The organism is Geothrix sp. 21YS21S-2 (assembly GCF_030846775.1).
Lineage (GTDB): Bacteria > Acidobacteriota > Holophagae > Holophagales > Holophagaceae > Mesoterricola.
Map to the genome: position 1 here is coordinate 4,980,390 of NZ_CP132910.1, position 25,305 is coordinate 5,005,694.

A 25,305-nucleotide genomic window follows, 5' to 3' on the forward strand; every position below is an offset into this window, starting at 1 on the left:
GAACCCCAAGCATAGCCGTGAAACGGGGCGCGCGGTCCGGCCTCGTTCGCACCCGCACTTCCGGCACCTACGGGCCCGTGCGCCGGGGGAAGCCGTAGACCACCCCGAACACGGCCACGCCCAGCAGGGTCATCCCCAGGCCCGCCAGGGCGAACCGCCAGCCCGTGGAAGCCAGGATCGAGGCCCAGAGCACGATGGCCACCAGCGCGGGCATGGGGTAGAGCCACATGCGGAAGGGCAGGTGGGCCTTGCCCAGGCGGTTCCGGAGCAGCATCACCCCGACCGCGCCCCCGATGAACTGCACCAGGATCCGCATGGCCAGGATCGCGTTGATCACCTGGCTCAGGGTGAACAGCAGGCTGAAGACGAAGGAGGTGGCCCCCAGCCACAGCAGGGCGACGTGGGGGAAGCCCTTGGTCGGGTGGAGCCGGCCCATCACCTTGAAGAAGTTCCCGTCCAGGGCCGCGGCGTAGGGGATCCGCGAATACCCGAGCATCACCGCGAAGAGCGACGCGAACGCGATCCACAGCACGAGCACGGTGGCGGCGTTGGCCGCCACGGGCCCGTAGAGCCGCTGGATGAGGGTGCTCACGATGAAGGGGGACACGGCCGCCTCCCGCCAGGGGATCACGCCGATCACGGCGTACTGCATGGCCAGGTAGATGGCGGCGATGCCCAGGATGGAGATGAGGATCGCCCGGGGGATGTTCTTCTCCGGGTCGCGGATCTCGCCGCCCAGGTGGCTCACGTTGTAGTAGCCGAGGTAGGAGTAGGTGGTCTTCACCGTGGCGTGGCCCAGGGCCACCCAGAAGGCCCAGGTGAGGTCCCAGGCGCCCGGGGGGTAGCTGAAGGCGAGCCCGGCGTCGAAGTGCGAGAGCCCGCCGATGATGAACCAGGCCAGGGTGCCCAGGACCCCGATCCACAGGGCGACGGTGATCCGGCCCAGGGTGGCGATCTTCCGGTACAGGATGAAGGTCAGGGCGACGACCAGGGTCCCCGACGCGACCCGCCGGGAGGCGGCGGTGAGCGGCAGCAGGAACGACAGGTACTGGGCGAACCCGATGGCCCCCGAGGCCACCACCAGGGGCGCCTGGATCATGGTCTGCCAGATGAAGAGGAACGACACCAGCTTCCCCCAGCGCGGCCCGTAGGACTCCCGGAGGAACACGTAGCTCCCTCCCGCCCGCGGCATGGCCGCCCCGAACTCCGCCCAGATGAGCCCGTCGATCAGCGCCAGGAAGGCCCCCGCCACCCAGGCCAGGACATGCTGCGGCCCGCCCATGATGCCGATGACCAGGGGCAGCACCACGAAGGGCCCGATGCCCACCATGTCGATCATGTTCAGGGCGACCGCCTGCACCAGGGAGAGATCCCGGGGGAGGGCCGCCTCAGCTTCCTGGTCGTTCGTCCGCATTCCCTATGCTGGTTCGAAACGCCGTGTCCGTCCAGGACTCTAGGGGAAGGTCAGCGTCACGGTGGTGGTTCCCCCCGCGGTCACGGCCTGCTGGGACCCGGGGAGGATCACCGGGGCGGCCCCCGAGGTGCTGCGCTGGGCGGTGACGCCGTAGGTGCCCGGCGCCACGGACAGGAACGTGGCCGTGTCCTGCGCGCTGCCGATGACGGCGGGACGGGAGCGGACGATGAGGTTCGGGCTGACGCCGCCCGCGGCCAGGGACTGGCGCAGCTCGCCCCAGGTGCCCTGGGTGGAGGACGACTTGGGCGTGAGCGCCAGCGTCAGGGTGCCCGAGGTCACCGGCGCGGCGAAGGTGAGGTTGGCGGTGAGGGAGGCGCCCGCGGCCAGGGTGCCCGCGGACGTGGCCTGGGCGAGGCAGTTGGCGGGCTGGGCGGCCACGAAGTAGATGCTCCCCGACGGAAGGCCGTCCAGTTCGTAGTTCCCGGAGGCGTCCGATACGGCGCGGCGCACGAGGGTGGCGGTGCCCAGGCCGTCCAGGGTCTGGGCGTACACCTCGACGCCGGCGAGCCTGGCGGCGGGCCCCGAGAGCGTGCCCAGGATCCGGCCGCAGTTGGAGGGATCGAAGGCCTGGCCCGTGGCGTTGAAGCGGTAGGGCGTGGTGGAGGTGGGAGCCGAGACGACGCCCTGGTCGCCGTTGAACATGAACAGGGCCTGGCCCGCGCCGTTGGCGGGGACGCTGACGCTGCCCTTGACGAGCGTGGTCGTCGGCATGGTGAGCACCTGGCCCGAACCCCCCTCGGGGACGACGTAGGCCGGGAGGTTGATGGCGGACTGGTAGTTCGTGGCGCTCCAGGTGAGGCGGAACTGGGTGTAGGTCCCCGAGTAGACCTTCGACGCGGGCAGGACCACCACCCCGTGGCCGTTCTGCAGGGCCATGAGGTCGACCGTGCCCTTGGGCTGGCCCAGGGTGAACCACTTGCTGCCGTCCATGGTGCCTTCGATGGTCTCGAGACTGACGACCACCTGGGAGAAGCCCGGAAGGCTGTCCGAACTCAGGGTGATGGCGAGGGTGCCCGTGGGCGCGGGGGAGGTGCTGCTTCCGCCGCAGCCCAGAAGGCAGGCCAGGGCCGTGCAGATGGGAAGGACAACCTTCGTGATCGCGCGCATGGATTCCCCTAATGGACTTGAGACCCGGCTCCTACCGGGAAAGTTTAACCCAGTGCCGCGTTGGAAAGACAGTTGACAAAAAACGTCAAAGTGTCAAATATTGGATCCATGAGCCGCCGAATCCTTCTTGCCCTCGCAGCCGCCCTCCTGACGGGCGTCTTCTGGGCCGTCGCCTCCACCACCCCCCCGCGGAGCCAGCGCATGCAGCACTCACCCCAATGGAAGGACGGGACGTTCCACAACCCCCAGCCCCTCTGGAACGATTTCACCGGCGCCATCGGCAGCATCCTGCGCCGGAACCCCCATGCGGCGCCGCGCAGCGGGGAGCTCCCCGTGGTGCGGCCCGCCCTGGAGACGCCCCCCGCCAGCGGGCTCCGGGCCACCTGGCTGGGCCACTCCACGGTGTACCTCGACATCGACGGCACCCGCGTCCTCACCGACCCCGTGTGGGGACCCCGGGCCTCCCCCCTCTCCTGGGCCGGGCCCAAGCGGTGGTACGCCCCGGTGATCCCCCTCGGGGACCTGCCGAAGCCCCACGTGGTGGTCATCTCCCACGACCACTACGACCACCTGGACCGCCCCACCCTCCGCGCCATGCGGGACTGGGACGTGCGCTTCGTGGTGCCTCTGGGCGTGGGGGCGAGGCTGGAGGGCTGGGGGATCCCCAAAGCGCGGATCACGGAGCTGGACTGGTGGGAAAGCGCAACCGCCGGCTCCCTGGAGATCACCTGCACCCCGGCGCGCCACGCCTCCGGCCGGACCCCCTTCGACAAGGACCGCACCCTCTGGGCGGGCTACGCCTTCCGCGGCGCCTCCCACCGGGTCTACTTCTCGGGCGACACGGGCCTCTTCCCCGGCATGGCCGATATCGGTTCGCGCCTGGGCCCCTTCGACCTCACCCTCATCGAGGCCGGCGCCTACGGCGAGGCCTGGCCCGACTGGCACCTGGGCCCCGAGCAGGCCGTGAAGGCGCACGAACTCGTCCAGGGCCGGGTGCTGCTGCCCATCCACTGGGGCCTGTTCGACCTCGCCGCCCACGGGTGGACCGAGCCGGTGGAGCGGGTGCTCGCCGCGGCCCGGATCCGCGGCGCCGCCGTGGTGGTGCCCAAGCCCGGGCAGGGCGTCGAGCCCGGCGCCCCCTGGAGCCAGGAGCGCTGGTGGCCCCTGCTCCCCTGGAAGACCGCGGCGGAAGCCCCCATCGTGGCGACCCTGGACGGCCTGAAACCCGGCGCCCTCACCCGCTGACGCCGGCGACAGCTCCCCCGCGGCCGCTCACGTGGGATCCGTGTCCTTCGGTTGTTCCTTCGTCTCCTCAAAGACAGGGCGCTCCATCCGGCTCGGGCGCTGTCCCGCCGGGTTGATCCCCATGTTCCGTTCCTTGCCTCCGCCTACCTGGGTGCTCCGCTCGATGGGGTTCATGTGCCTGGCTGCCTGCCGGCCAGTTCCTCCATGGCCTCGGCCAGCTTCACATCCAGGGCGGTGATGCCGCCGGCATCATGGGTCGTGAGGTCGATGCGGACCCGGTTCCAGACGTTGGACCATTCGGGGTGGTGATCCATGCCCTGGGCCACCAGGGCGGCCCCGGCCATGAAGCCGAAGGCGGCCACGAAGTCGGCGAACTGGTAGTCCCGGTGCAGCTTGCCTGCCTCGAGCCGCCACCCGGGCAGCTTGGCCAGGGCCCTGGCGAGTTCGGGTTCGTGGAGCGGGACGGGTCGGGTCATGGGCGCACCTCCAGGGGCGGTCAAAGTTCGTGGCGGATGGTCTTCATCTCCTGCCGGCGCTCCTTGTCCACGTCCGGATAGGCCAGGCCCAGCCGGCCGAGGGTGTCCAGGAGGATCTGCGAGACGATGAGGCGGGCATTCTTCTTGTCATCGGCGGGCACCACATGCCAGGGAGCCGCGGCCGTGCTGGTCGCCGCGAGGCACGCTTCGTAGGCCTGCCCATAGTCGTGCCATCGGGCCCGCTCCGCCACATCCGCCGAGCTGAATTTCCAGTTCTTCCCGGGCTCGTCGATGCGCTCGAGAAGGCGCTTGCGCTGCTCGTCCTTGGAAAGGTGCAGGAAGACCTTGATGATGCAGGTGGCGTTGCGGTGGAGGTGGGCCTCCAGCTCCCGGATGGAGCGGAAGCGGTCGGTCCAGAAGGTTTCCTCCTCCACCGCGCGCCCAGGGAGCCCCTGGGCGGCCAGGAGCTCCGGGTGGACCCGGACGACGATGACCTCCTCGTAATAGGACCGGTTGAAGATGCCGATGCGTCCGCGCTCAGGCAAGCGGCAGGTCGTGCGCCAGAGAAAGTCGTGCCTGAGCTCCTCCGCGCTGGGCTGCTTGAAGCTGAACACCTCGCAGCCCTGGGGGTTGAGGCCTGACATCACGTGCTTGATGATCCCGTCCTTGCCCGCGGCGTCCATGGCCTGGAGGACCAGCAGGACGGAATGGCTGCCGGAGGCGTAGAGCAGGCCCTGCAGTTCCCCCAGCTTCGCGGTGTGGTCCGCGAGGACGTCCTGGTACTGGCCCTTGGAGGTGAAGAGGGGATGCACCCGGGTGGGGTGCTGCCCAAGATCGAGGGGCCTGCCCTCGGCGACGCGGTAGGGGGACGTATCGATTTTCATGGGGGATCCTCGCCGAGGTGGGGCGGGGAACCCGGAGCATGCTTCGTGCCATCCCCTTTTCCATGGCCGGGCAAGCCTCCGCCTCCCGGCCCCGGTGGGCGCCCATCAAAATGAACGATCCGCACTTCAACCTGATCGCCCGTTCCCACCCGCCCGAACGGCTCGGAAAGGCGGAAGACCCTGGCCCGGCTCCCCCTTGCGATCTGGATCGAAACTTGCCCCGGAAACGGGTGCCCAAGGAGCGGTCATGGCCCAGATAACCCTCAAAGGAAATCCCATCCACACGTCCGGGGACCTGCCCAAGGAGGGGTCGGCCGCTCCGCCCTTCACCCTGGTGCGGACCGACCTGGCGGAAACGGCGCTCGGCGACTTCGCGGGCCGCAGGGTGGTGCTGAACATCTTCCCCAGCCTGGACACGCCCGTCTGCGCCACGAGCCTGAGGAAGTTCAACGCCCTGGCCGGGACGCTTCCCGATACTTCCGTGCTCTGCGTGTCCATGGACCTGCCTTTTGCCTCCGGACGCTTCTGCACGGCGGAGGGACTGACGAACCTGGTGCCCGCCTCGTGCTTCCGGAATCCGGCCTTCGGGGAGGCGTACGGCATCGCCCTGGTGGACGGTCCCATGCAAGGCCTGCTTGCGCGTGCGGTCGTTGTACTGGACGGGCAGGGGCAGGTGCTCCACGCCGAACTGGTTCCCGAGATCACGAAGGAGCCGAACTACGAAGCCGCAGCGGCGGTTCTGAAGTAGAATGTGAAATTCAAGACAGGTTCCCGTTCTTTCGCGCTTAAATCCGTTCGTTCTGGAGGTGTTTCATGAAATTCCATTCGAAATGGTGGATCCTGGCCGGCGCCCTCCTGGCAGCCCTGGCTCTGGCCTGCGGCGGCCGGCACCGGCCCCTCGAGGGCAGCCTGAGGGTCTTCAATGACGGCGCGGTGACCATGAGCCAGCTCTACGTGACTCCCAGCACCAGTTCCACCTGGGGGACCGACCAGCTCGCCCCCTATCCCCTGCAGCCGGCCGACTCCATCACCCTGACCCGCCTGTACCCGGGTTCCTACGATGTCCGCGCGCGTTTCAACGACGGCAGCACGGACACCGTCTACGACGTCCGGATCCATGACGGGGAGACCACCACCCTGGGCATGCAGAACAGCGGCAACGGCGCCGTGGCCGTGTTCAACAACACCGGCCTGACCATCACGGGCATCTACCTCACCCCGGCGAACTCCAGCACCTGGGGGCCCAACCAGGCGGATCTGCCCCTCTCCCCCGGCCAGAGCCTGACCCTCACGGGCGTCGCCCCGGACGTGTACGACCTGCGGGTGGTCTTCACCACCGCGGCCACGACGGACTACAAGGGCTTCACCGTCACGGCCGGAACCACCCACACCATCCAAGTGAACTAGGAGGCGATCATGCGACTGACCCCATTCCTTCTGCCCCTCCTCCTGGCCTCCCTGGGCCTGCCCGCTTCCGCGGAACCCAAGGACACCACCCGGCCCGTCCGCACGGAAAAGGGCGAGCCCCGCGTGCGGGACGCGTCCATCGCCCGGGCGGCCTCGGAGCGCGTTCCGGCCCCCGCCACCGGGCGTTCCCGGCCCTACCGGGCGCCCAAGCCCGGGGAAGGCGAGCCCAAGGGCTGAACCCTCCTGCCGGCCGCCAGCCGGAATGGGATGATCCCAAGGGCCGGATGGTAAAATCGGGCACCTGCCGGGAGGGACCATGGACAGGAAAGCGCTGGCGCCGGTTCAGGTTCGTTTCGCCCGTTCCACCGACCGGATGGCCGAAATCGAACGCTTCTATGTCCAGGGCCTGGGCATGTCCGTCCTCGGATCGTTCCAGGACCATGACGGCTACGACGGACTCATGGTCGGTTTCCCAGGCGCGTCCTGGCATCTCGAGTTCACCCATCACCTCCGGGGAAGCCCCGGGCCGGCGCCTTCCCGGGAGAACCTGCTCGTATGCTACTACCCCGGCCAGGATGCGGCGGAGGCGGCGGCGGCCCGGCTCAGGGGTCTGGGCTGGCCGGAGGTTGCGCCGGAGAACCCCTACTGGCTGGGAAAGGCGCGGGTGGTCCCGGATCCGGACGGCTGGGAGGTCGTCCTGTTCTTCCGCCCCTGGCAGTCCACCTGAATCCCATCCTTCGTGGAGGTCGATCCCCATGTTCGCCGGTCATGCTGGCCTTGCCCTCGCCGTAAGGCCCCTGATGCCCAGGCAGTCCCTGGGGCTGCTGTTCGCGGCCGCCTTCTGGCTCGACCTCGTGTGGCCCGTCCTGCTCCTCACGGGCCTGGAATCGGTCCAGATCCGACCGGGGGATACCGCCTTCGCACCCCTGGCCTTCGTGCACTACCCCTGGAGCCACAGCCTCCTTGCCGTGCTGGCGTGGGCGGTCGCCTTCGCCCTCGTTGCGCTCAGGGGGCGCCTGGACCGCCTGGGCGACTTCCTCGGGTTGTCGGGCCTGGTGCTCAGCCACTGGCTCCTCGATGCCGTCGTCCACCGCCCGGATCTTCCGCTGGCGCCCGGACTCCCGGTCAAGGTCGGCCTGTCGCTCTGGAATTCCCTGCCCGCCACGTTCCTGGTCGAAGGGCTGCTGGTCCTGGGGGGCATCCTCGTCTATCTGCGCAGGACCACCGCGAAGGACGGGCAGGGAACCTGGGCCTTCGTCTCCCTTCTCGCGTTGATCATCGTCATCTGGGCCTCCGGCCCCTTCTCCCCGCCGCCACCCAGCCCGACGGCCATCGGAATTGTCGGGCTGCTTTCATGGCTGCTTCCACTGTGGGCCTTCTGGGCGGACCGGCACCGGGGCCTGAGGGCAAACCCCTTATGAAAGAGGGCCGGGGTCAGCCTCGAACCCGCTCCAGGAACCGGCCGGCCGCCTCGAGAAAACCGGGACCCCATTCATGGCCGCCCGGGAACCGGAGGACCTCCGGATGGGCGCCCAGGTCCTCGAGCGCGGCCACGTCCCTTTCCAGCTGGGCGGCGGGGTAGAAGGCATCCTCCTCGCCCCGCCCCAGGAGCACCGGCGGCAGGGCCAGGGCAGGGGCCCCCGCCACGTCCGGCGGCAGGTCCCCGCCGAGGATGATGAGCCCGTCGCAGGGCCCGCACCGGGCCGCGGCGCGCCAGGCCATGGCGGCCCCCTGGGAGAAGCCCGCGAAGACGAGCCCGCCGCCCCCCAGCTCGGCGACGACCCGCCGCACGTAGACCACGTTGTCCTCCACGGCCTGGTCCCGGTCCAGGCTGGTCATCCACGAACCCACCACGTCCCGGGTCTTCGGGCTGTAGAAGCGGTGGAGAGCCTGGACGGACACCAGGTTCCAGCGGGAGGCCCCGGGAATGCGCCGCAGGTCGGCCAGGAGGTCCTCCGCCCGCTGGGCGTAGCCGTGGAAACCCACGAGGAACGGGGCTCCCGCCTGCGTGGCGGGTTCGAGCAGGTAGCGGCCCGTGGTGGGCGTGGGGATAAGGCGGGTGAGGGTCATGGCTGCTGGAACCGCTCGGTCTTCAGGCGTTCCAGCCGGGACCGGAGCTCATCCCGTCCCGCCCGGAACCGGGCCCGCAGGTCGTCGGCGGTCAGGGCCGGGTCGTCGCTGGCGGGGTCGGGGATGGGCCAGTGCAGCCGCTCGGCCTTGCCCAGGAACAGCGGGCACACCTCCTCGGCGCAGAGGGTGACGACCAGGTCCACGGTGGCGGGGTCGATGTCCTGCACGTTCTTCGAGGTGTGGCCGGTGGCGTCGATGCCCTGCTCCGCGAGCACCTCGACGGCGTAGGGGTTCACGCGGCCGGGACGGCTTCCGGCGCTCTGGATCCGCACCCCGGGCAGGAGCTGGCGCGCGATGCCCTCGGCCATCTGGGAGCGCGCGCTGTTGGCCACGCAGAGGAAGAGGATCGACCGGGTCATTGCCCACCGCCCGTGGGGCAGCACTTGGCTTCCACGACGGTCTCCGCGCTGCCGGGGTACCACCTGGCCTTCAGCCAGAACGCCACCCCCACGAGACTGATGAGCACCGGCACCTCCACGAGCGGGCCGATGACGGCGGCGAAGGCCGCCCCGTGGGCGATGCCGAAGGTGGCCACGGCCACGGCGATGGCCAGTTCGAAGTTGTTGGATGCCGCGGTGAAGCTCAGGGTGGCGCTCTGGGGATAGGAGGCCCCGGCCTTCTTCGACAGCCAGAAGCTCACCATGAACATCACGACGAAGTAGATCAGCAGGGGCAGCGCGATGCGGAGGACGTCGAAGGGCAGCTTCACGATGGTGTCGCCCTTGAGGCTGAACATGACGACGATCGTGAAGAGCAGCGCGATGAGGGTGAGGGGGCTGATCCGGGGCACGAACACCCGGTGGTACCAGTCCAGCCCCTTGATCCTGCCCAGCACGAAGCGGGTCAGGAACCCGGCCAGGAAGGGGATGCCCAGGTAGATGAAGACGCTCTGGGCGATCTGCCCGATGGTGATGTTCACCACCGCCCCCTGGAGGCCCAGCCAGCCCGGCAGGACCGTGGCGAAGAACCACGCGTACACGCTGAAGAAAAGCACCTGGAAGATCGAGTTGAAGGCCACCAGCCCCGCGCAGTACTCCGTGTCCCCCTTGGCGAGGTCGTTCCACACGATGACCATGGCGATGCAGCGGGCCAGCCCGATGAGGATCAGCCCCAGCATGTATTCCGGCCGGTCCCGCAGGAAGAGCACCGCCAGCCCGAACATGAGCAGCGGCCCGATGACCCAGTTCTGGAGCAGCGACAGCCCCAGCACGCGCCTGTTCCGGAAGACCAGGTGCAGCTCCTCGTACTTCACCTTGGCCAGCGGCGGATACATCATCACGATGAGGCCGGCCGCCAGGGGCACGCTGGTGGTGCCTGCGTTCCAGGCGTTGATGGCCCGGTTGAAGCCGGGCGCCGCAAAGCCGAGCAGCACGCCCAGCCCCATGGCCAGGAAGATCCAGAGGGTGAGGTAGCGGTCCAGGAAGGACAGGCGCTTGGGGGTGTCCATGGCGTCTCCGTTCAGAAGGGTTTGCGGGCGGCGATGATCAGGCTGGTGACGTAGTCGGAGGGCCGGGTCCCCGCGGGCAGCTGGCTCAGCAGGTGATCCGCCAGCGGATCCCCCTCGGGGAGCATGGCGTCGATGGAGCCTTCCTTTTCCGTGAGGGTCAGGTCCACGAGCCCCGAGGCCCGGACCATGCGCCGCAGGTCGTCGATCAGGGCCGCCCCGGCGATGCAGCCCACCAGGGCGCGCACGTCCTCCGCGATGGCTTCGGGCAGGGGCCGGAGCAGGACGATATCGGAAATGGAGACCCGCCCCCCCGGCTTGAGCACCCGGGCGATCTCCTTCCAGACCTGCGCCTGGTCCGGGCTCAGGTTCAGCACGCAGTTGGAGAGCACGACGTCCACCGTGGCGTCCGGAAGGGGGATCGCCTCGATCTGCCCTTCGTGGAAGGTCACGTTGTCCAGCCCCGTCCGGCGCCGGAACTCGGCGGCGTTCCCGCGGGCCTTGGCGAGCATGTCGCGGGTCATGTCCACCCCGATGGCCCGCCCTCCGGGACCCACGCGCTGCGCCGCCAGGAACACGTCCAGCCCCGCGCCGCTGCCCAGGTCCAGCACCACTTCGCCGGGCTTCAGGTCCGCCAGGGCCGTGGGGTTGCCGCAGGAGAGCCCGAGGTTGGCCCCCTCGGGGAGCGTCGCCAGTTCCGCGTCCGAATAGCCGACGCCCTGGGCGACCGACTCGGCCCGGCCGCCGCCGCAGCAGGAGGACGCGGGGCCGCAGCAGCCGCCGCCGATGCGGGCGATCTTGCCATAGGCGTCCTGGACTTTGAGGTGGGTGGGGTGCGTCGTGGGTTCCATGGCCGCTCCTGATCTACAGGCAGTTGGCATCCCGGCAGCCGCCGCCGCAGCAGTCCTGCCAGAGATACTCGGTGAGGGCCCGGAGCTGGTCGAACCGGGCGGCATAGCGGATGGTCGTGCCCTGGCGGCTGGCGGCCAGCAGCCCCGCCTCCGTGAGATCGGCGAGGTGATGGCTCAGGGTCGAAGCGGGCATGCCCAGGCGGGACTGGATCTCGCCGGCGGGTGTGCCCTCGACGGGACCCTGCACGACGGCGCGGACCACCGAAAGCCGGCCCGGGTGGGCCATGGCCTTCAGCTGGCGGGTGACGAGGTGGAGGGTGGGGTCGGGGGCGGGCATGGGCATATGATTCCATACTTTGCAAAATATGGAAATATTAATCCCACGGATAAGCGCACCGCGGCAGGTTGCGTAGTACCTGGACGAATCCGTTCCATTTGCGGCCCCCCTTCCTCTCGCCTCCGGAGGTGCCATGCTGCGCCCGATCCTGATGAGCGCCTTCCTCGCCGCCCTGGCCTGGGGGCAGCAGCCGCTGGTGATTCCCTGGCTGGCCTCGGCGCCGGCCGCAGAAGGCCGGCCGGACCCGGCCCTGGAACACCATCCCGCCCTGCGCCTCCAGGGTGACGACCCCGCGGCGCCCCCGGTGCTCCTCCGCTGCGCGGCCGACGGGGAAGCCCTCCATGTCCTCGTGCAGAGCCGCCAGTCCACCCTGGTCTGCCGGGACCGGGCGTACCAGAACGGGGACGGCCTCCTCCTCGTGCTGGCCACGCCGGCCCCGGACGGGGGCCCCACCCGGCGCTTCCGGGTGATGGGGTTCTCCCCGCAGCCCGCCGACCGGCGCACCTGGCAATTCGCCTTCACCTGGTACCGGGATGTGGACCTTGAGATGATCCCCCTTCCGGGTGCCCAGGCCGCCTGGCGCCAGACCGGGGATACCCTCTCCGTCGAGATCCGCATCCCCTGGGCCGCCCTGGCTCCCTACCACCCCCTCCTCACCCCGGACCTCGGATTGAACGCCTGCTTCGTCCGCGCCCAGGGCGAGCGTAGGCAGTTCCACTTCCTGACGAAGGACCCGCACCTGCAGTCCGAGCAGCGGCCCAGAAGCTATGTCCCGGTGCATTTCGAAGCGCCTCCCGCCGGCGCCGCCGCCTGGGCCGCGAGGCCGTCCCAGGGGTGCCTCGGGGCCGGCCAGCCCCTTCTGCTGGACACTGCGGCCGCAGCGCCGGCCGATCTGCGGATCCGGATCCTGGACGGCGAAGGCACGGGGGTGCCCGGCTGGAACCGGATGATCCATCTGCCCGAAGGTCCGGCCCCTCGGACCCAGCGGCTGGAAGGCCACCTGCCCCCGGGCGGATACCAGGTCCAGGTGCAGGGCCCGGGGCGCACCCTCACCCTGGGCCTCACGGTCCTGCCGGACGGAGGCATCCCCTCCCTCCGGCAACGGCTGGAGCGCCTGGGATCCATCAGCCCCGGCACCCGTTCCACCCTGGCCTACCGCCTCCAGGATGCGGAGGCCGCCCTGGCGAAGCGGGCTCCCACGGACCCGGCGCCGGAGGTCCGGCGCCTCCTCGAGCAGACCGGCCGGGACCTCCAGGCGCTCGAGACCGGGCGGGATCCCATCGCGGAATTCCGGGGCCTCCAGCGGCGCGCCTACCTGAGCGCCCTGGACGGGACCTTGCAGCCGTATTCCCTGAGAACGCCGGCCCTGCTGGATGGGGGGAAACGGTATCCCCTGCTGGTCTTCCTGCATGGCAGCGGGCAGGACGACCGGGGGATCCTGGACCTCCGCCGGGCGCCCGAGGGCTGGTTCGAACTGGCCCCCTTCGGGCGGGGCACCTCCAACTGCTACAGCGCCGACCATGCCCAGGAGGACCTGCGGGAGGCCATCGCGGGCGTGATGGCGAGGTATCCGGTGGACCCTTCCCGCGTCGTGCTCGCGGGCTTCAGCATGGGGGGCTATGGGGTGTACCGCACCGCGCTGGAGCGTCCCGGCGCCTTCCAGGGCCTGGCGGTCTTCAGCGGGGCGCCGGACCTGGCCAGCCGCTGGCTGGGGCCGGGCCATCCGGATTTCCTCGAGCCGGCCAACCTCGCGGCCTTCCGGGGGATGCCCATCTTCATCTTCCACGGCACGGCCGACCGGAACTGCCCCTTCGAGCGCACCCGGACCCTGGTGGGCCTCCTCCAGGCGGCCGGTGCCGACGTCACCTGGGTGACGGAGGAGGGCAAGGGCCATGAGCTTCCCTCTGCCGCCAGCCTGGACCGCTACTTCGCCTGGATGGGGCGTCTGTCGAATGGGAACCGGGTCCCCCCGAAGTGAAGATTCCTTCAAGATAGGTATCCAGTCCCCACGGTGGGTGAAGCGGGTTTCAAAATGGAAATGATCGGAATCGGACCGGCGGGGATCCAGGGCTCGCGCCTGGCCTTGGGTTGCATGGGCCTGGGGGGAGGCTGGAACGCCACCCCGGTGGGCGAAGCCGACGTCGTCCAGGCCCGGCAGCTGGTGGAGGCCGCCCTGGACCTGGGCATCGATTTCTTCGACCACGCGGACTTCTACAGCCAGTTCAAGGCCGAGGAGGTCTTCGGGAAGGTGCTGCGCGAGACCCCCTCGCTGCGCGACCGCATCGTCCTGCAGAGCAAGTGCGGCATCCGCATCGGCGGCCTCGACGGCGTCGCCACGGGCCACTACGACCTGAGCGCCGCCCACATCCTCCGCTCCGTCGACGGGAGCCTCGCCCGCCTGGCGACCGACCACCTGGACATCCTCCTCCTGCACCGCCCGGACCCCCTGATGGAGCCCGACGAGATCGCCGGCGCCTTCCGGCGCCTGAAGGAGGCCGGCAAGGTCCGCGCCTTCGGCGTCTCCAACATGAACGCCGCCCAGATCCGCCTCCTCCAGGCCAGCCTGGACGAGCCCCTGGTGGCGAACCAGCTGCAGCTGAGCCTGGCCCACGACGCGTTCGTGGACAGCGCCGTCACCTTCAACCACGACAGCCGCGAACGGGCCGTGTGGTTCACCGACGGCACGCTGGAGGAATGCCGCAGCCGCCGGATCCGCATCCAGAGCTGGGCTCCCCTGGCCGGCGGGAACTGGAGCGCCGGGACCCGTGCGGCCCTCGAGGCCTCCGCCCGCCGCCACGGCGTTCCCCCGGAGGCCATCGCTGTGGCCTGGCTCCTGCGGCACCCCGCCGGTATCCAGCCCGTCCTGGGAACCACCCGGCCCGACCGGCTCCAGGCGTGCGTCAAGGGGCTGGAGGTCACCCTGGGACGCGAGGAATGGACGAGCCTCTGGGTCGCGGCCCGGGGCGGGCCGCTGCCCTGAATCAACGCATGGGCAGGGTGCCTTACAACTAGACATCATGTATTGGCCTGACACGAATCAGGCGGGCCGTTAGAACGAGATCCCCGGGGGCTCTGCCCCCAGACCCCCGGGATTTATCGCCTGAAGCCCAGAAACTGGGCCGGTTGGAAAGGCGGTTGCCAAGGACGGGGCCGGATGACTCCGGCCCACCCTGTTTCCGGGCCCGGGTCGGCGCTCGGGTCGCATCCCTGCGGTAGCCCTAACCTCCGCCCGGCTGTCTAAAGGGTGGTGCGCAAGGCCCACCGAGGCAAGGCCCCAGGCTCCTCAAAGGGGCCTGTCCGTCCTTAAATGACGCGGGTTAAGCTCAGTGCGCATTACACAACCGGCTCAGAGCCGTAATTGAGGAGGACAGGCCGTGAACGATTCTAGCAAGGTGAGCAAGTACGTCGGGCTGGATGTCCACAAGGAGACGATTGCGGTCTCGGTGGCTGAAGCCCACGAAGGGGAAGTTCGGTACGTGGGTGAGATCGCCAATACACCGGAGGCCGTGGTGAAACTTGTGAGGCAACTCCGGAAGGATGGCGCGACGCTTTCGTTCTGCTACGAAGCGGGCCCCTGCGGTTACATCCTTTATCGGCAACTACTCGCTTTACGGCTGGAGTGCCAGGTTGTGGCGCCGTCCCTCATTCCCAGGAAACCTGGGGACCGGGTCAAAACCGACCGCCGCGATAGTCTGACCTTGGCCAGGCTCCACCGGGCCGGGGAACTAACGGCAATATGGGTGCCCGACGAAGCCCAGGAGGCCCTGCGGGATCTGACCCGGGCTCGGGAGGACCTGAAGCATTTGCAGCACGTCGCCAAGCAGCGACTGTTGGCCTTCCTGCTGCGGCACGGGCGGACCTATTCCGGAAAAACCCGGTGGACCCAGGCCCATCTCCGCTGGCTGGAAACCATGAAGTTCGACCAGCCGGTCCAACAAATCGTCTTTCAGGAATATGTCGATACGGTCCAGGCCATGACCAGACGGGTTGCGGCCTTCGACGAGCAGATCGAAACCGCCGGATCGAGTTCGGCCTTCTCCAGGCTGATCGAAGGCTACATGGCCCTGCGCGGGATCAACCGCCTCACTGCGACCACGATCGTGGCTGAGATCGGCGATTTGAGGCGATTCGCCAATGCACCCCAGTTGATGAAGTATCTGGGGGTGGTTCCCAGCGAGCATTCCAGTGGCGAGACCCGGTCCCGCGGGGGGATCACCAAGACCGGCAATGGCCATGTGCGCAGGGTCCTGGTGGAGGCAGCATGGACCTACCGGCATCCCGCGAGGAAAACCCCGAGCCTGCAAAGACGGGCCGAACGTGCTCCAGAAGCAGTGCAGACCATCGCCTGGGCTGCACAGAAGCGCCTTTGCGCACGCTACCGGCAGTTCGAGGCCAGGGGCAAGAAGAAGGTCCAGACCTGCACGGCCATCGCCCGCGAGCTGACCGGCTTCCTCTGGGCCATTGGCCAGGCCCTGCCACCGCCTACCCCCAAGCCTTAGCTGGCTGAAGTGCAGCCGCAGTGTGTCGGCAGCAGAACGGACAACGGTGGGAGAATCCTCGAACCCTCTAAGAGGCATTCGCTTCTGGAATGACCCTCGCCACTAGATCGAGGCAGCTCCTCGACGAACCCGTTGTCATGCGGTACCCAACCCGCGCATATCAGACTGATCAACCGTCGGCATGCCGTCCGTTCTGCTCCCTACACACTGCCGGAAAAGAGAAATAGTTGGCTGCCAGCCTTGACAGGCCAATACATATCAGAGGAACATCCCGCCCGACGCCTCGATCCGCTGCGCATTGATCCAGCCCGTTCCCGGACCGAGCAGGGCCGCGACCACGGCGCCGATGTCGTCCGGCAGGCCCACCCGCCCCAGGGCGGTCTGGGCGGCGATGGCCTGGTTCAGGGCCGGGTTGTCCCGGACGGCGCCACCGTTGAAGTCCGTCTCGATGGCCCCGGGCGCCAGCACGTTCACCGAGATCCGGCGGGATCCCAGCTCCTTGGCCAGGTAGCGGGTCAGCACCTCCACGGCGCCCTTCATGGCGGCGTAGGCGGAGGAACCCGGCAGGGCGAAGCGGGCCAGGCCGCTGGAAAGGTTGAGGATCCGGCCTCCGTCCGCCAGGAGGGGCAGGAGGCGCTGGGTGAGGAAGAAGACGCCCTTGAAGTGGACGTTCATCAACTGGTCGAACTGGGCCTCCGTGGTCTCCTGGAACGGGGCGTGCAGGCCGGTCCCGGCGTTGTTGACCAGGGCCTGGAACCGCCCGGTCCCCCAGTGCTCCTGGAGGGTCCGCTCCAGGGTCTGCGCGAAGGCCGCGAAGGAGGCCACGTCTCCCGCGTCCAGGCGCAGGGCCTGGGCCTTGGCGCCCGCGGCCCGAACCTCGGCCAGCGCCCGTTCGGCTTCGTCCTGGCGGCTGTGGTAGGTGAGGATGAGGTCGTGGCCCGCCTTGGCGAGATGGAGGGCCCCGTTGCGTCCCAGGCCGCGGCTGCCGCCGGTGATGAGGGTGATGGGTCGGGTCATGGAAGTCTCCTCGAGGGTGTCCTGCCCTCCCAGGCTAGATCCGGCCGGGTGGCGGCCGGTAGCGGGATCCTGTCAAAGGATTGCCGGATCCTCCAGATTCGCGAAGTTTCGGATGCGCGGGGTCCGGCGGCGGGGTAGGGTGGACCGGAGGACACCCATGCGGCAAGGCAAACCAACCGGAACCCTGACCGAACTGGCGCGGTCCGCCCTGGAATGGGCCCCGGACGAGGGTGTGCACCCCACCCCCCTGCCCGGACTCCTGGTGATCCGCAGCGACGGCCGCACCCTGCCCACCCATGCCGTTTATCGTCCTTCCCTTTGCCTGGTCCTCCAGGGGGCGAAGGAGGTGGTCATGAACGGGCATGTCTTCCGGTTCCAGCGGGGACGCTTCCTGATCGTGTCCATCGACCTGCCCATCACCAGCCACGTGGTGGAGGCCTCCCCCGGGAAGCCCTTCCTCTGCCTGGCCCTGGACCTGGACCCGGACCTGGTCTTCGGGCTGCTCCAGGGCATGGGGCAGGCCCCCGAGCCGGTCCCTTCCGGGCCCGGCATCCACCTGAGCGAGGGGACCCCGGAACTCCTGGACGCTTTCCTCCGCCTGCTGCGCTGCCTGGGCGAGCCCGCGGACGCGGAGGTGCTGGGCCCCATGCTCAGGCGGGAGATCACCTACCGCCTGCTGAGGACGGCGTACGGGCCGGTGGTTCGGCAGCTGGGCGTGGCCGGAAGCCGGGTCCAGCGCATCGCCAAGGCCGTCACGCGGCTCCGGGAGCGGTTCGACGAACCCTTGCGGATCGAGGACCTGGCCCAGTTGGTGAACATGAGTCCCTCCTCGTTTCACAAGCATTTCAAGGAGATCACGACCCTCAGCCCGCTGCAGTTCCAGAAGGAACTGCGCCTGCAGGAGGCCCGCCGCCTGCTGCGCGTGGAAGGCCTGGACGCGGCGACCGCCGCGTTCCGGGTGGGCTACGAAAGTCCCTCCCATTTCAGCCGCGAGTATGCCCGCCATTTCGGCCAGCCGCCGATCCGCGACGTTCGCGCCACGTGAAGGCCGAAACGGGGATTCAGGCCAGCAACGACGCGATCCGTTCCGCGTCCTCCGCCGTCGCGGGGTTGTAGATCACCAGGCTGAGGTCCGTTCGGCCGTCCACCGCGAAGGCCGAGTACTCGAAGGCGATCGGACCCAGGACCGGGTGGCGCAGGTGCTTGACCGCCTCTCCGTGGCCGCCCCGGACGTCGTTGTCCCGCCACATCGACCGGAACTCGGGGCTGAGCCGGCAGAGCTCCTCGACGAGGGGCTCGATCTCCGCCGCCGCCCCGGCGCGCGCCGCGTCCGCGCGGAACGCCCCCAGCACGAAGCGGGCCACGCCCTCCCAGTCGTACTGCGCGGCGCGGGCGCGGGGGTCGAGGAAGATGAAGCGCAGGATGTTGCGCTGCTCCGGCGGCAGGGCGCCATAGTCCATCAGCATCAGGGTCGCCGCCCGGTTCCAGGCCACGACGTCCCAGATCGCGGTCCTGATCACGGCGGGACACGGGTCCAGCACGTCCAGGACGCGCTGCAGGCGGGGGGTGACGCCCTCGTTCTTCCGGAACCGCACCTCGGGCGGCCGGCCGAGGCCGATGAGGAACAGGTGTTCGCGCTCGACCTCCGTGAGCATGAGCGCGCCTGCGACCCGGTCGAGCACCTCGGCGGAGGGTGCCCCGCCGCGCCCCTGCTCGAGCCAGGTGTACCAGGTCGGGCTGATGTTGGCCCGCTGGGCCACTTCCTCCCGGCGCAGGCCCGGGGTCCGGCGGCGCCCGGAGGGAAACCCCAGCGCGGCCGGGTCGAGCCGGGTGCGCCGGTCCCGCAGGTAGGTTCCGAGCGGATTCTCGCCAAGGGGGTGCTCACTCATCCGGGTAGTCCTTTTACTATGATGAACCCACTACTTTACAAGTATAGCCCGCGGACCGAACGTGGGGTTCAAGGCACCCAGGAGGTTTGCTTATGCGCGTATTCGTCACAGGTGCGACCGGATTCATCGGGTCGGCGGTCGTCAAGGAGCTGGTCGCCGCGGGCCACCAGGTCCTGGGGCTCTGCCGCTCGGACGGGAAAGCGGCAGCCTTGGCTGCCGCCGGGGCCGAGGTCCATCGCGGCTCCCTAGAGGACCTCGAGTCCCTCAGGAAGGGCGCCGACCGTTCCGACGGCGTTCTCCATCTGGCCTTCAACCACGACTTCTCGAAATTCGCGGCGAACTGCGAGGATGACCGCCGGGTGATCAAGGCGCTCGGCTCGCTGCTGGCAGGCTCCCGCCGGCCGCTGGTCATCACTTCCGGGACGGGGATGGCCAACACCACGCCCGGCGAGCCGGCCCGGGAGGACAATCCCACGATCGGTTCCGGGGTGATCCCCCGCGCCGCCTCGGAGGAGGCGGGGGACGCCGCCGCGGCGGCCGGGGTCAACGTGTCGGTGGTGCGGCTCCCGCAGGTCCATGACCCGGTCAAGCAGGGACTCCTCACCCCCGCCATCGAGCTGTTCCGTTCCAGGGGCGCCTGCGCCCACATCGGCGACGGCGGCAACCGCTGGCCGGCGGCGCACGTCCTCGACGTGGCCCGCCTCTACCGGCTGGCGCTCGAAAAGGCCGAGCCGGGCGCGAAGTACCACGCGGTGGCGGAGGAGGGCGTGCCGATGCGCGCCATCACCGAAACCCTCGGCCGGCGGCTGAACCTGCCGGTCAAGGCCCTCGCCCCGGAGGAGGCGCAGGCCTTTTTCGGCTGGCTCGCAGGGTTCGCGGGCCACGATATGCCCGCTTCCAGCGAACAGACCCGGAGGAAGCTGGGATGGGAACCGTCCGGGCCGGGACTGCTCGCCGACCTGGAGGCCTGGGTTCCGCCTGAAGGCTGACCTCCCGGGACCTCCCTCGGCGCGGCTGGAACGGCGGCTCAGGGAGGATCAGCTCCCGCTGGCCGCCGTTGCCGGCCAGCCGCCGCCCAGCGCCTTGCACAGGGCGATCAGGTCCTGGGCGACGGCCTGGTCGCTCTGCACGAGGCTGTCCTGGGCCTGGTACACCGTCCGCTCCGCGTCCAGGACGTTGATGAAGCTGGTCAGGCCGCTGGCGTACTGCTGGCGCGCCACCTCCAGGGCCCGGCCGCTGGAGGCCACGGCCGCCCGCAGGGGCACGTTGCGGGCCTGCTCCTTGGCGTAGGCCACCAGGGCGTTCTCCACCTCCTCGAAGCCGGTCAGCACGGCCTTCTCGTAGGCGGCCAGGGCCTGCTCCTGGCGCGCGTCCTGGACGCGGATGTTCGCGCGGATCCGGCCCGCCGCGAAGATCGGCCAGCGGAAGGAGGGGCCCCAGGACCAGGTCGAACTGGCGGAGGAGAGGAGGCTGCCGCTCTGGGCGCTTTCCCAGCCGAACCTGCCGCCAAGCGAGAACGCGGGATAGAGATCGGCCGTGGCGACGCCCACCCGCGCGGAGGCTTCGGCCAGGTGGCGCTCCGCCACCCGGATGTCGGGGCGGCGCCGCACCAGGTCGGCCGGGAGGCCCGCGGGAACCTCCGCCGGCGCGGCGGGAATCGGCGCGGTGGCGGCCAGCTCCTCGCGCAGGGTGCCCGGGGCCTGGCCCAGCAGCACCCCGAGGTGGTGCAGGGCGGCCAGGAATCCGCCTTCCAGGGCCGGCACCTGGCTTTCGGTCTGGGCCAGGATGGTAGCGGCCTGCTCCGGCTCGAGGCTGCTGGTGAAGCCCTGCTGGTACCGGGAACGGGCCAGGGCCACGATGTCGCGCTGGGCGGTGAGGTTCTCCCTGGCGATGGCCAGGCGCTGCTGGAACCCCCGGGCGGCCACGTAGTTGCGCGCCACTTCCGCCACCAGGCTGACCTGGGCGTCGGCCAGGCTGTAGCCTGCGGCCGCCAGGGCGGCGTCGGCCTCCTCCACGCGGCGCCGGTTGCCGCCGAAGAGGTCCAGTTCCCAGCTGGCGTCGAACCCGGCCTGGTAGATGTCGCTGGTCAAGGGGGTCCCGGGGGGCAGCAGGCCGCCCAGGAGGGGCTGGTGGGCGCTCTGGCGCTCCCGGCCGGCGGATCCCGAGGCCTCCACGTCGGGACCCAGGGCCGAGCCGGCCACGCCGCGCCGGGCCCGGGCTTCCCGGAGGCGGGCCTGGGCCTGTCGGAGGTCCAGGTTGGCCTTCAGGGCCCGCTCCACCAGGGAGGCCAGCTCGGGGTCCTTGAAGGCCGTCCACCACCGGGCCAGATCGGCGCCGCGGCTGGTCTCGCCGCCGGCCAGGGGCTCGCTCCACCGGCTGGGCGCCCGGGGTTCCGGGGGCCGGTAGGTGGGGCCGACCTTGCAGCCGGTGAGCATTGCGGTGGCCGCCAGGGCCAGGAAAGGAATCGAGGTTCGCATGGGGTTCTTCTCCACGATGGGGGGCTCAGTGACCCATTGCCGGCTGGACGTCCCTGCGCACGCGGCGGAGCAGCAGGACCACGGCGATGACGATCACGCAGGCGACGGTCAGGATGCGGAACACGTCCAGGTAGGAGAGCATCGCCGCCTGGACCTGGACCTGGTTGTAGAAGCCCAGCAGGCCCTTCGGGGCGAGCCCGCCGTCGGGGTGCAGGCGGTGCATCAGGGGCAGGTTCGCCCGGGTGGCCGTGGCCGCCAGGTACATCTGGTGCACCTGGGCCCGGCGCACCAGGAGGGTGGTGGCCACGGCGATGCCGATGCTGCCGCCCAGGTTGCGCATGAGGTTCATCATGGCGCTGGCCTGGTTGCTCTTCCCGGGGGGCAGGTTGCTGTAGGCGATGGTGTTGAGGGGAATGAAGAACAGCGGCAGTCCCATGCACTGGATCAGCCGGGCCCAGAGCAGGTGGTTGAAGGCGATCTGGGCGGTGAAGCCCGACATCATCACCAGCGACACGGCCAGCAGGGAGAGGCCGAAGGCCATCAGGTACTTGGGCTGCACCTTGCGCACGAGGGCCCCGGCGACGGGCATCATGACCATGAGCATCAGGCCGCCCGGCATCAGCACGAGGCCGGCCTGGGTGGCGTCGTAGCCCAGGAGCTGCTGGGCCAGGAGCGGCACCAGGACGGTGGTGGAATTGAGGATGAACCCGACGACGAACTGCAGGCCCATGGAGGTGGCCAGGCTCCCGTTGCGCAGCAGGGGCAGGTCCACCACGGGATCCTTCGCGATCATCGTCTCCCACACCACCAGGCCGATGATGCCGGCCAGGGTGAGCAGGAAGAAGGCGACGATGGCGGGCGAGCCGAACCAGTCGGACTCCTGGCCCTTGTCCAGGAAGACCTGCAGGGCGCCGAAGGCCAGCACCACGAAGGCGAAACCCATGGCGTCCACCCGGATGGGCTTTTTCGGAGCCTGCTCTTTCGGCGGATCCTGGATGAGCCGCTGGGTGAGCAGGAGGGACACCACGCCCACCGGCACGTTCATGAAGAAGATCCAGCGCCAGGAGAAGTTGTCGGTGATCCAGCCGCCGAGGGTGGGACCGATGGCCGGCGCCACCACCACGGCGATGCCGTAGACCGCGAAGGCCATGCCGAAGTACTTGCCGGGGAAGGTGTCGGCCAGCATGCTCTGCTCGCTGGGGGCGAGCCCCCCGCCGCCGGCGCCCTGGAGGACCCGGCACAGCAGCAGCACGCCCAGGGAGGGGGCGATGCCGCAGAGGAAGGAGCTGGCGGTGAAGAGGGCCACGCAGATCATGTAGAAGCGCTTGCGGCCCAGGGTGTTGGACAGCCAGCCGCTGATGGGGATGATGATGGCGTTGGCGGCCAGGTAGCTGGTGAGCACCCAGGTGGCCTGGCTCTGGCTGGCGCCCAGGCTTCCGCCGATGTGCCCCAGGGCCACGTTGGCGATGCTGGTGTCCAGCACCTCCATGAAGGTGGCCAGGGAGATCACCACGGCGACAAGCCACGGGTTGGCGCCGGGCTTGGCGGCGCTGTTGGGAGTTCTCGGGAAGGGCATGGGTCGCTCGTTGTCAGGAGGGCGGCGTCAGGAACGCACCCGCACCTTGGGTTCCACGGACATGCCCGGGGCCAGCTGGCCCAGGTTGCCGTTGTCGAGGAGGATCTTCACGGGGACGCGCTGGACGACCTTGACGAAGTTGCCCGTGGCGTTCTCGGTGGGGATCACGCTGAAGCGGGAACCGGTGCCGGACTGGATGGAATCCACCCTCCCGGTGAGGGCCAGGCCGGGGAAGGCGTCCACGCTCACCTCGACGGGCTGGCCCGGGGCCATGTGCCTGAGCTGGGTCTCCTTGAAGTTCGCCACCACCCACACCTGGGCCGGCACGATCTGGAAGAGCGGGTTGGCGGGGGTGACGTAGGCGCCCGCGTCCACCGCCTTGCCGGCGATGCGCCCGTCCACGGGGGCCAGGATGCGGCAGTGGTCCAGGTTCACGCGGGCCTTGCGGGTGTCGGCCTGGGCCTTCTGGTAGTCGCCCTCGGCCGCGGTGACGGTGGCCCGGGCCTGGGCCACCTGGGCCTGGGCGGAGCGCACCTGGGCCCGGGCCCGCTCCAGGGAGGCGAAGGAGGTCTTGCGGCCGGCGACGGCGGTGTCCAGGTCCTTCTGGGAACGGGCCCGGGCGTCGACGCCCTGCTGGCGGCGCAGCTCGGTCTCGGCGTTCTCGAAGGTGGCCTGCAGGGAATGGAGGGTCGCCTCGGCTTCGACCACGGCGCTTTCGGCCGCCGCAACGCCGGCCTGGGCCTGGGCCCGCTTGCCCAGCGCGGCCGCCTCCGCGCCCCGGGCCTGTTCCAGGGCCACCTGGAAGTCGGTGGGGTCCAGTTCCACGAGGAGGTCGCCCTTGTGGACCACCTGGTTGTCGTCAATGTGCACCACGGCCGCCTGGGCGGCCACCTGCGGACTGATGCCGATGATGTGGCCGTCGATGAACGCGTCGTCCGTGGATTCGAAGGGCGCCACCTGGCGCACGTAGTAGACGGCCCCCAGGGAGCCGGCCACCAGCGCGCCGGCGACGAGGAGGGAGGACAGCCGGCGGCTGGAGGCCGGGGCGGCCGCGGACGGCTCCGGGGCGGCGACGGCGGAAGCTCCGTCCACCAGGGATGGGGCCGGTCCGGCAGTCTGGGAAGCGGCAGTAGTCATGGGAAACCTCGAAAGTGGGTAGAGAAGGACCCGGCAGCCTTCCGGCCGCCTCCCGGTCCGGGAGCGGATTCAAACGATGGCCAGGGAGCGCTATTCGCTCCGATACGAGGGGAGACCTTCCTGGATCCTCTGCAGCAGGATGGCCAGGGTCTCCCGTTCCTCCGGGCTCAGGACGGACATGAGCCGTTCGATGCCTTGGAACTTCTGGGGCAGGTAGGTGTTCACCAGCTCCAGGCCGGCGGGGGTGATGGTGATCAGCCGGGTGCGCCGGTCCTCGGGGGCCTCGACCCGCTTGACCAGGCCGTCCTGTTCCAGGCTGTCTACGAGGCCGGTGATGCTGCCCTTGGTGACGGTCATCAGTTCGGCCAGCCGGGAGTGGGACAGCGGCTCAGGCTGGTTCTCCAGGAGCAGGACGAGCGTCATGATGCGCCCCTCACCCAAGCCGTGGCAGGAGAGCTTGGAGTTGGCGATCTCCCGGATCTCGTCGGAGACGCTCATGAGCAGCAGGTAGGCCTCAAGGGTCCCCCGGTCCACCGTCGGGGCGCCGATGCGTTCGACTAAACGCTGAATGCGCTCATACTTGGGCGATCGGAATTGGGGCGTTGGGCAGGGTGTCAAAGGGGTCCCCTTGGTTGAGGTCTGGATAGTATGGGTCCATACGATTAGGTCGTCAACCGTCGCCGCAAAAAAATTGTTCGGACACCTTTTGGGGGTCCCGGGTCCAGGCATGGGTGGTGTTGAAGGGGGTCCAAAGGTGGGAGAATCGTGAACATCCCATCCATCCAGGTTTCCACGGAGCTCCCGCCATGCGCGCACCTGCCCGATCCTCCCTGCTCCGCGCCACCCTCGCGGCGCTCCTCCTGGTCCTGCCGGCCGGGGCCGGGGCGCCGGCCAAGACCCCATCCCGCGAGGCGACCCTGGCCGCCGCGCGCGAACTCATGACGTCCTGCCACTACACCGCCTTGTGCACGGTCGCCGCCGACGGCGGCCCCCGGGTGCGGACCATGAATCCCTTTCCCCCCGAGGCGGACATGTCCGTCTGGATGGCCACCAGCGACACGACCCTCAAGGTGCAGGAACTTCGCGCCAACCCCAAGGTGACGCTCTTCTACGGCGACCTGACCCGGATGGAAGGCTACGTCGCCCTGCGCGGCAAGGCGGTCCTGGTCACCGACCCGGCCGAGATCGCCAGGCGCCACCGCGCCTACTGGGACCAGGCCTTCCCGGGCGGCAGGAACCTGGTGCTGATCCACGTGGTGCCGGAACGGCTGGAGGTGATCTCCTACAAGCATGGGCTGAACAACGATCCCGCGGCCTGGACGGCGCCGGCGGTGACGTTCCCGGCCTCCTGAACG

The 25,305-nt window shown here is 69.5% G+C and carries 27 protein-coding genes; 12 read left to right on the forward strand and 15 right to left on the reverse strand.

Annotated elements, in window-relative coordinates; genetic code table 11:
- Positions 1-67: 67 nt before the first annotated feature.
- Positions 68-1,414: an APC family permease gene (locus RAH40_RS21830; RefSeq protein WP_306599750.1), complete on the reverse strand. Its 1,347-nt coding sequence runs from the start codon at positions 1,412-1,414 to the stop codon at positions 68-70.
- 39 nt (positions 1,415-1,453) lie between these two features.
- Positions 1,454-2,581: a DUF4382 domain-containing protein gene (locus RAH40_RS21835; RefSeq protein WP_306599751.1), complete on the reverse strand. Its 1,128-nt coding sequence runs from the start codon at positions 2,579-2,581 to the stop codon at positions 1,454-1,456.
- Positions 2,582-2,689: 108 nt separating this feature from the next.
- Here RAH40_RS21835 and RAH40_RS21840 point away from each other — a divergent pair, with 108 nt between their 5' ends.
- Positions 2,690-3,826, forward strand: a complete 1,137-nt coding sequence (locus RAH40_RS21840) for an MBL fold metallo-hydrolase (protein WP_306599752.1) — start codon at positions 2,690-2,692, stop codon at positions 3,824-3,826.
- A 170-nt stretch (positions 3,827-3,996) separates the two neighbouring features.
- Here RAH40_RS21840 and RAH40_RS21845 read toward each other — a convergent pair whose 3' ends face one another.
- Both RAH40_RS21845 and RAH40_RS21850 read right to left on the reverse strand, forming a co-directional pair.
- Entirely contained in the window at positions 3,997-4,302 is a 306-nt protein-coding gene (locus RAH40_RS21845; protein WP_306599753.1) for a 4a-hydroxytetrahydrobiopterin dehydratase, read from the reverse strand.
- A gap of 20 nt (positions 4,303-4,322) precedes the next feature.
- The gene (locus tag RAH40_RS21850) at positions 4,323-5,186 is read right to left on the reverse strand and encodes an ADP-polyphosphate phosphotransferase (protein WP_306599754.1); all 864 of its coding nucleotides are present in this window, start codon (positions 5,184-5,186) and stop codon (positions 4,323-4,325) included.
- A gap of 247 nt (positions 5,187-5,433) precedes the next feature.
- On the opposite strand from RAH40_RS21850, the gene tpx reads away from it, so the two are divergent.
- The 5 genes from tpx (at position 5,434) to RAH40_RS21875 (ending at position 8,014) form a co-directional block, all read left to right on the forward strand.
- Positions 5,434-5,934 (forward strand): thiol peroxidase, encoded by a 501-nt coding sequence (gene tpx, locus RAH40_RS21855; protein ID WP_306599755.1) that lies wholly within the window; start codon positions 5,434-5,436, stop codon positions 5,932-5,934.
- Positions 5,935-5,999: 65 nt separating this feature from the next.
- Entirely contained in the window at positions 6,000-6,593 is a 594-nt protein-coding gene (locus RAH40_RS21860) for a hypothetical protein (protein ID WP_306599756.1), read from the forward strand.
- A gap of 9 nt (positions 6,594-6,602) precedes the next feature.
- A complete protein-coding gene (locus RAH40_RS21865) occupies positions 6,603-6,830 on the forward strand; it encodes a hypothetical protein (RefSeq protein ID WP_306599757.1) in 228 nt (75 codons plus the stop codon).
- Between the two features lie 79 nt (positions 6,831-6,909).
- Positions 6,910-7,320, forward strand: coding sequence for a VOC family protein (locus tag RAH40_RS21870; RefSeq protein WP_306599758.1), 411 nt, complete (start codon positions 6,910-6,912; stop codon positions 7,318-7,320).
- Positions 7,321-7,348: 28 nt separating this feature from the next.
- Positions 7,349-8,014 (forward strand): hypothetical protein, encoded by a 666-nt coding sequence (locus tag RAH40_RS21875; protein ID WP_306599759.1) that lies wholly within the window; start codon positions 7,349-7,351, stop codon positions 8,012-8,014.
- A gap of 13 nt (positions 8,015-8,027) precedes the next feature.
- Here RAH40_RS21875 and RAH40_RS21880 read toward each other — a convergent pair whose 3' ends face one another.
- The 5 genes from RAH40_RS21880 to RAH40_RS21900 are packed head-to-tail and all read right to left on the reverse strand — an operon-like array spanning position 8,028 to position 11,361.
- Entirely contained in the window at positions 8,028-8,663 is a 636-nt protein-coding gene (locus RAH40_RS21880) for an alpha/beta hydrolase (protein WP_306599760.1), read from the reverse strand.
- Complete coding sequence (locus RAH40_RS21885) at positions 8,660-9,082, reverse strand: arsenate reductase ArsC (protein WP_306599761.1); 423 nt, start codon at positions 9,080-9,082, stop codon at positions 8,660-8,662. Before RAH40_RS21885 ends, RAH40_RS21880 begins: the two co-directional genes overlap by 4 nt.
- A complete protein-coding gene (gene arsB / locus RAH40_RS21890; protein ID WP_306599762.1) occupies positions 9,079-10,170 on the reverse strand; it encodes an ACR3 family arsenite efflux transporter in 1,092 nt (363 codons plus the stop codon). The genes RAH40_RS21885 and arsB overlap by 4 nt, the downstream gene beginning before the upstream one ends.
- An 11-nt stretch (positions 10,171-10,181) precedes the next feature.
- The gene (gene arsM, locus RAH40_RS21895; RefSeq protein ID WP_306599763.1) at positions 10,182-11,018 is read right to left on the reverse strand and encodes an arsenite methyltransferase; all 837 of its coding nucleotides are present in this window, start codon (positions 11,016-11,018) and stop codon (positions 10,182-10,184) included.
- 13 nt (positions 11,019-11,031) lie between these two features.
- A complete protein-coding gene (locus tag RAH40_RS21900) occupies positions 11,032-11,361 on the reverse strand; it encodes a helix-turn-helix transcriptional regulator (RefSeq protein WP_306599764.1) in 330 nt (109 codons plus the stop codon).
- Positions 11,362-11,488: 127 nt separating this feature from the next.
- Here RAH40_RS21900 and RAH40_RS21905 point away from each other — a divergent pair, with 127 nt between their 5' ends.
- The 3 genes from RAH40_RS21905 (at position 11,489) to RAH40_RS21915 (ending at position 15,854) form a co-directional block, all read left to right on the forward strand.
- Complete coding sequence (locus tag RAH40_RS21905) at positions 11,489-13,333, forward strand: prolyl oligopeptidase family serine peptidase (protein WP_306599765.1); 1,845 nt, start codon at positions 11,489-11,491, stop codon at positions 13,331-13,333.
- A gap of 54 nt (positions 13,334-13,387) precedes the next feature.
- Positions 13,388-14,335, forward strand: a complete 948-nt coding sequence (locus RAH40_RS21910; protein WP_306599766.1) for an aldo/keto reductase family oxidoreductase — start codon at positions 13,388-13,390, stop codon at positions 14,333-14,335.
- 412 nt (positions 14,336-14,747) lie between these two features.
- Positions 14,748-15,854, forward strand: a complete 1,107-nt coding sequence (locus RAH40_RS21915) for an IS110 family transposase (RefSeq protein ID WP_373432559.1) — start codon at positions 14,748-14,750, stop codon at positions 15,852-15,854.
- A 258-nt stretch (positions 15,855-16,112) separates the two neighbouring features.
- On the opposite strand, the gene RAH40_RS21920 is transcribed toward RAH40_RS21915, so the two are convergent.
- Entirely contained in the window at positions 16,113-16,871 is a 759-nt protein-coding gene (locus tag RAH40_RS21920; RefSeq protein ID WP_306599768.1) for an SDR family NAD(P)-dependent oxidoreductase, read from the reverse strand.
- A gap of 157 nt (positions 16,872-17,028) precedes the next feature.
- On the opposite strand from RAH40_RS21920, the gene RAH40_RS21925 reads away from it, so the two are divergent.
- Entirely contained in the window at positions 17,029-17,916 is an 888-nt protein-coding gene (locus RAH40_RS21925) for an AraC family transcriptional regulator (protein ID WP_306599769.1), read from the forward strand.
- Positions 17,917-17,932: 16 nt separating this feature from the next.
- On the opposite strand, the gene RAH40_RS21930 is transcribed toward RAH40_RS21925, so the two are convergent.
- The gene (locus RAH40_RS21930; RefSeq protein WP_306599770.1) at positions 17,933-18,760 is read right to left on the reverse strand and encodes a helix-turn-helix transcriptional regulator; all 828 of its coding nucleotides are present in this window, start codon (positions 18,758-18,760) and stop codon (positions 17,933-17,935) included.
- Between the two features lie 92 nt (positions 18,761-18,852).
- Between RAH40_RS21930 and RAH40_RS21935 the strand changes: the two genes are divergently transcribed.
- A complete protein-coding gene (locus RAH40_RS21935; protein WP_306602318.1) occupies positions 18,853-19,749 on the forward strand; it encodes an SDR family oxidoreductase in 897 nt (298 codons plus the stop codon).
- A gap of 48 nt (positions 19,750-19,797) precedes the next feature.
- Here the strand turns inward: RAH40_RS21935 and RAH40_RS21940 are convergent, their stop codons facing one another.
- The 4 genes from RAH40_RS21940 to RAH40_RS21955 form a co-directional block, all read right to left on the reverse strand.
- On the reverse strand, positions 19,798-21,237 hold the full coding sequence (locus RAH40_RS21940) for an efflux transporter outer membrane subunit (protein WP_306599771.1): 1,440 nt from the start codon (positions 21,235-21,237) through the stop codon (positions 19,798-19,800).
- A gap of 25 nt (positions 21,238-21,262) precedes the next feature.
- Complete coding sequence (locus RAH40_RS21945; RefSeq protein WP_306599772.1) at positions 21,263-22,813, reverse strand: DHA2 family efflux MFS transporter permease subunit; 1,551 nt, start codon at positions 22,811-22,813, stop codon at positions 21,263-21,265.
- A 27-nt stretch (positions 22,814-22,840) separates the two neighbouring features.
- A complete protein-coding gene (locus RAH40_RS21950) occupies positions 22,841-23,950 on the reverse strand; it encodes an HlyD family secretion protein (protein WP_306599773.1) in 1,110 nt (369 codons plus the stop codon).
- A gap of 90 nt (positions 23,951-24,040) precedes the next feature.
- Positions 24,041-24,484 (reverse strand): MarR family winged helix-turn-helix transcriptional regulator, encoded by a 444-nt coding sequence (locus RAH40_RS21955; RefSeq protein ID WP_306599774.1) that lies wholly within the window; start codon positions 24,482-24,484, stop codon positions 24,041-24,043.
- 272 nt (positions 24,485-24,756) lie between these two features.
- Here RAH40_RS21955 and RAH40_RS21960 point away from each other — a divergent pair, with 272 nt between their 5' ends.
- Positions 24,757-25,302: a pyridoxamine 5'-phosphate oxidase family protein gene (locus tag RAH40_RS21960; protein ID WP_306599775.1), complete on the forward strand. Its 546-nt coding sequence runs from the start codon at positions 24,757-24,759 to the stop codon at positions 25,300-25,302.
- Positions 25,303-25,305: the final 3 nt, after the last annotated feature.

Bases quoted from the DNA above. Each gene is read 5' to 3' on its own strand.
- RAH40_RS21830 (WP_306599750.1), bottom strand. From the start codon at position 1,414: ATGCGGACGAACGACCAGGAAGCTGAGGCGGCCCTCCCCCGGGATCTC.
- RAH40_RS21835 (WP_306599751.1), bottom strand. From the start codon at position 2,581: ATGCGCGCGATCACGAAGGTTGTCCTTCCCATCTGCACGGCCCTGGCC.
- RAH40_RS21840 (WP_306599752.1), top strand. From the start codon at position 2,690: ATGAGCCGCCGAATCCTTCTTGCCCTCGCAGCCGCCCTCCTGACGGGC.
- RAH40_RS21845 (WP_306599753.1), bottom strand. From the start codon at position 4,302: ATGACCCGACCCGTCCCGCTCCACGAACCCGAACTCGCCAGGGCCCTG.
- RAH40_RS21850 (WP_306599754.1), bottom strand. From the start codon at position 5,186: ATGAAAATCGATACGTCCCCCTACCGCGTCGCCGAGGGCAGGCCCCTC.
- tpx (WP_306599755.1), top strand. From the start codon at position 5,434: ATGGCCCAGATAACCCTCAAAGGAAATCCCATCCACACGTCCGGGGAC.
- RAH40_RS21860 (WP_306599756.1), top strand. From the start codon at position 6,000: ATGAAATTCCATTCGAAATGGTGGATCCTGGCCGGCGCCCTCCTGGCA.
- RAH40_RS21865 (WP_306599757.1), top strand. From the start codon at position 6,603: ATGCGACTGACCCCATTCCTTCTGCCCCTCCTCCTGGCCTCCCTGGGC.
- RAH40_RS21870 (WP_306599758.1), top strand. From the start codon at position 6,910: ATGGACAGGAAAGCGCTGGCGCCGGTTCAGGTTCGTTTCGCCCGTTCC.
- RAH40_RS21875 (WP_306599759.1), top strand. From the start codon at position 7,349: ATGTTCGCCGGTCATGCTGGCCTTGCCCTCGCCGTAAGGCCCCTGATG.
- RAH40_RS21880 (WP_306599760.1), bottom strand. From the start codon at position 8,663: ATGACCCTCACCCGCCTTATCCCCACGCCCACCACGGGCCGCTACCTG.
- RAH40_RS21885 (WP_306599761.1), bottom strand. From the start codon at position 9,082: ATGACCCGGTCGATCCTCTTCCTCTGCGTGGCCAACAGCGCGCGCTCC.
- arsB (WP_306599762.1), bottom strand. From the start codon at position 10,170: ATGGACACCCCCAAGCGCCTGTCCTTCCTGGACCGCTACCTCACCCTC.
- arsM (WP_306599763.1), bottom strand. From the start codon at position 11,018: ATGGAACCCACGACGCACCCCACCCACCTCAAAGTCCAGGACGCCTAT.
- RAH40_RS21900 (WP_306599764.1), bottom strand. From the start codon at position 11,361: ATGCCCATGCCCGCCCCCGACCCCACCCTCCACCTCGTCACCCGCCAG.
- RAH40_RS21905 (WP_306599765.1), top strand. From the start codon at position 11,489: ATGCTGCGCCCGATCCTGATGAGCGCCTTCCTCGCCGCCCTGGCCTGG.
- RAH40_RS21910 (WP_306599766.1), top strand. From the start codon at position 13,388: ATGGAAATGATCGGAATCGGACCGGCGGGGATCCAGGGCTCGCGCCTG.
- RAH40_RS21920 (WP_306599768.1), bottom strand. From the start codon at position 16,871: ATGACCCGACCCATCACCCTCATCACCGGCGGCAGCCGCGGCCTGGGA.
- RAH40_RS21925 (WP_306599769.1), top strand. From the start codon at position 17,029: ATGCGGCAAGGCAAACCAACCGGAACCCTGACCGAACTGGCGCGGTCC.
- RAH40_RS21930 (WP_306599770.1), bottom strand. From the start codon at position 18,760: ATGAGTGAGCACCCCCTTGGCGAGAATCCGCTCGGAACCTACCTGCGG.
- RAH40_RS21935 (WP_306602318.1), top strand. From the start codon at position 18,853: ATGCGCGTATTCGTCACAGGTGCGACCGGATTCATCGGGTCGGCGGTC.
- RAH40_RS21940 (WP_306599771.1), bottom strand. From the start codon at position 21,237: ATGCGAACCTCGATTCCTTTCCTGGCCCTGGCGGCCACCGCAATGCTC.
- RAH40_RS21945 (WP_306599772.1), bottom strand. From the start codon at position 22,813: ATGCCCTTCCCGAGAACTCCCAACAGCGCCGCCAAGCCCGGCGCCAAC.
- RAH40_RS21950 (WP_306599773.1), bottom strand. From the start codon at position 23,950: ATGACTACTGCCGCTTCCCAGACTGCCGGACCGGCCCCATCCCTGGTG.
- RAH40_RS21960 (WP_306599775.1), top strand. From the start codon at position 24,757: ATGCGCGCACCTGCCCGATCCTCCCTGCTCCGCGCCACCCTCGCGGCG.